Origin of the sequence: Aeromicrobium sp. (genome assembly GCF_049587115.1) — a bacterium.
Taxonomy (GTDB): Bacteria; Actinomycetota; Actinomycetes; order Propionibacteriales; family Nocardioidaceae; genus Aeromicrobium.
On record NZ_JBAVDI010000081.1, the window covers coordinates 1 to 3,363 of the forward strand.

4 protein-coding genes are annotated in these 3,363 nt (G+C 67.5%); all 4 read left to right on the plus strand.

Annotated features, from left to right (window positions below):
- The coding region (locus WB461_RS08440) for a sensor histidine kinase (RefSeq protein ID WP_423852286.1) at window positions 1-978 on the plus strand (978 nt) is incomplete at its 5' end.
- Window positions 979-1,021: 43 nt separating this feature from the next.
- On the plus strand, window positions 1,022-1,855 hold the full coding sequence (locus WB461_RS08445) for a hypothetical protein (RefSeq protein WP_423852287.1): 834 nt from the start codon (window positions 1,022-1,024) through the stop codon (window positions 1,853-1,855).
- A 69-nt stretch (window positions 1,856-1,924) separates the two neighbouring features.
- Entirely contained in the window at window positions 1,925-2,629 is a 705-nt protein-coding gene (locus WB461_RS08450) for a phosphatase PAP2 family protein (protein WP_423852288.1), read from the plus strand.
- The gene (locus tag WB461_RS08455; RefSeq protein WP_423852289.1) at window positions 2,626-3,267 is read left to right on the plus strand and encodes a VTT domain-containing protein; all 642 of its coding nucleotides are present in this window, start codon (window positions 2,626-2,628) and stop codon (window positions 3,265-3,267) included. The genes WB461_RS08450 and WB461_RS08455 overlap by 4 nt, the downstream gene beginning before the upstream one ends.
- Window positions 3,268-3,363: the final 96 nt, after the last annotated feature.

A 3,363-nucleotide genomic window follows, 5' to 3' on the forward strand; every position in this document is an offset into this window, starting at 1 on the left:
GTCGCGCTGCGTCGTGACGAGCACGCCTTCCTCGCTGCACCGGTGACCCGAGCTCGCGCAGTACGCGCCGTCGTGGTCGTGGAGGCACCGCTCGAGCCGTACGAGTCCACCCGCAACCTCACTCTGATCGGCCTCGCGGCCGTCGCTCTGCTCGTCACCGGCGGGTCCTCCGCGCTCGCAGCGTGGACCGTTCGACGCACGCTGGAGCCCGTCGAGACGATGGCTGCCAGCGCGGAGGACTGGAGTGAGCACGACTTGGAGTCACGCTTCGAGACGACGGGCGTCGACGACGAGTTCGGACACCTCGGTCGCACCCTCAACGGACTGCTCGACCGAGTGGCGGGAGCGCTGCGCGGCGAGCAACGACTCACCTCTGAGCTCGCCCACGAGCTGAGAACTCCCCTGACCGCGATTCGCGGCGAGGCCGAGCTGAGCCTGATGGGAACGCCAGATCCAGCCATCCGCGCTCGCCTCGAACGAGTCGTCGACCTCGTCGACGTCATGAGCACGACGATCGCCTCGTTGGTGGCGATTGCCCGCGACGACGCGCGAACCGGCACCCGAACGACGACCGACGTGCTCGTCCAGACCGCCATCGAGCACCATCCGCGTGTGCCGGGCATCGCGATCTCGACCGACACGGACACGGTCGTCGAGGTCGCAGCGCCGATCGAGCTGGCAGTCCGCGCCCTGTCGCCGATCGTCGCCAATGCGCTCGAGCACGCTCGATCCTCCGTCATCATCACCACCGAGTCCGATGACCGCGCGGTGCACATCCGGATCAGCGACGACGGCAAGGGCCTCCATGTCGGTGATCTTGAGTCGGTGTTCCTTTCGGGTCGGCGCGGACCGGCCAGCACGGGGGCAGGGCTGGGACTCGCGCTCTCCCGGCGGGTGGCTCGCACTCTCGGCGGCGACGTCCACGTCACCTCACCGGCCGATCCCACGACGTTCACCCTGAGGCTGCCCCGCTCCTGAACAGTCAGGTACGTGGCAGGTTGCCGCCAGCAGAGTTGGCGCCATGAGCCACTCCTCCCTCCCAACCAAGCCCACGACGAACGCGCTCGATCGACGCGCCTGGACCCGAACCCTGTTGAACAAGGTTCCCGAGGTCACGGTGCTGTTCTGGGTCGTCAAGATCCTGTCCACGACCGTTGGCGAGACCGCCGCCGACTTCCTCAACAGCAATGTCGGTCTGGGCCTGTCCGCGACCACGGCGCTGATGGCACTCCTGCTGGCAGCCGTGCTGATCGTGCAGTTCTCGCTGCGCCGTTACGTCCCGGCCGTGTACTGGCTCGCAGTGGTGCTGGTCAGTGTCGTCGGAACGTTGTTCTCGGACAACCTGGTCGACAACCTCGGCGTCAGCCTGTGGACCACATCCGCAATCTTCGGCGCGGGCCTGATCGCCTCGTTCCTCGCGTGGTACCGCTCCGAGCGGACGCTGTCGATCCACTCGATCGTCACCCGACGCCGCGAGTCGTACTACTGGCTGGCGATCTTGTTCACCTTCGCGCTCGGCACCTCGGCCGGCGATCTGGTCGCCGAGAAGCTTGCCGTCGGCTACCTCCCGTCCGCATTGATCTTCGGTGGAGTGATCGCCGTCATCACCGCCTCGTACTTCGCCTTCAAGTCCGATGCCGTGATCGCCTTCTGGGCGGCCTACATCGTCACCCGGCCGTTCGGCGCCTCCATGGGTGACTTCCTGACCGCCTCCACCAAGGACGGCGGTCTGGGCCTGGGAACGAACGGAACCAGCATCCTGTTCCTCACGATCATCGTCATGTGCGTCGGGTGGTTCACCTTCACCGCACGTCAGACGGACAGCGAGCTCGAGCTCGCGCCAGCTCCTGCCTGATCCACTCAGCTGCCCTGTCCGGCCCTCCCCCGACGGCCGGACAGGGTGCTTCCCACCGTGAGGCATCCCATGGACACACCGACCCACGTCAAACAGGCAATCCTTCCGCTCATCCTCACCGTTGCGACCGCAGCCGGCGTGGTGACCCTCGCCGACAGCGCTCAGGAGCACGACGGGATGTCGGCCCGAATCGATCCGCAGCTCGCCACGGATGCGCTGAACGCTCGAACCGGAATCTGGACCCAGCTGGCGCACCTGCTCACGTTCCTCGGCAGCGAGGTCGTCGTCGGCGGGCTCGCGATGGTGCTCGTGATCGTCCTGCTCAAGCGGCGCGGTCCATTCGTCGCCGGCTGCGCCGCGGCAGGGATGGGTCTGTCGATAGCGCTGACGGTCATCCTGAAGTCGGTGGTCCAACGAGCCCGTCCGGGCGGGCTCTACCGCCTCGGACCAGTCGACTCGACCTACTCCTTTCCTTCGGGCCACAGCCTCAACTCAGCCGTCCTGCTGGGACTGTTCGTGATCTTGCTGGTCCCGATCATCCGGGCACGCTCTGTGCGAATCGCCGTGGGCGGAGGCGCGTTGCTGCTGGCTGCCGGTATTGGTCTGAGCCGTGTGTACCTCGGTTATCACTGGGCCAGCGACGTGCTCGCGTCCTGGCTCATCGCCACGGCGCTGCTGACCATCGTGGCCCTGGCTGCCCGGATCGGTCGTCCGGCGGGCGTCAGGCATCAGTCAGGCGACAGTCAGGTTGACGCGCCTAGCGTGGCGTCATGATCGCCGCCCTGACCCCGTTGCTCTACACCCTCGGCCCCGCTGCACTGCTGCTGGTGATGGCGGTCGTGTTCGCCGAGAGCGGGCTGCTCATCGGCTTCTTCCTGCCCGGGGACTCGCTGCTGTTCCTTGCCGGGGCGCTGGTGGCCTCGCACGTCATCGGGCTGCCGATCTGGCTGCTCGCAGCCGGCGTCTTCGTCGCCGCAGTGGTGGGCGACCAGGTGGGCTATCTGATCGGGCGCCGGTTCGGGCCGCGCCTGTTCTCCCGACCGGACTCGCGCTTCTTCTCCCGCGACAACGCCGACCGGGCGCAGCAGTTCTTCGACCGGCACGGGCCCAAGGCCGTCGTGCTCGCCAGATTCGTCCCGGTCGTCCGCACGTTCGTCCCGGCGGTCGCCGGTGTCGGCCACATGCCGCGTCCGCGATTCACCATGTTCAATGTCGTTGGCGCGATCGTGTGGTCGATCGGGATCGTCTCGGCCGGCTTCCTGTTCGGCGGCATCCCGGTCATCGCCGGGCACATCGAGATCATCACGATCGGCCTCGCGGGTCTGTCGATCATCCCGGGGACCGTCGCCTACCTCCGGGGACGGAAGCGGCGCGCGGCGGCCGCGACCCCACACGCCGACGTCCTGGCCTGAGCCGGGTCGCAACCCCGTAGACGGCCCCGGGCGCTGTGCACCCGGGGCCGTCTACGTGCTGGTGGAGCATAGGAGATTCGAACTCCTGACCTCTTC

Bases quoted from the DNA above. Each gene is read 5' to 3' on its own strand.
- WB461_RS08455 (WP_423852289.1), top strand. From the start codon at position 2,626: ATGATCGCCGCCCTGACCCCGTTGCTCTACACCCTCGGCCCCGCTGCA.
- WB461_RS08445 (WP_423852287.1), top strand. From the start codon at position 1,022: ATGAGCCACTCCTCCCTCCCAACCAAGCCCACGACGAACGCGCTCGAT.
- WB461_RS08450 (WP_423852288.1), top strand. From the start codon at position 1,925: ATGGACACACCGACCCACGTCAAACAGGCAATCCTTCCGCTCATCCTC.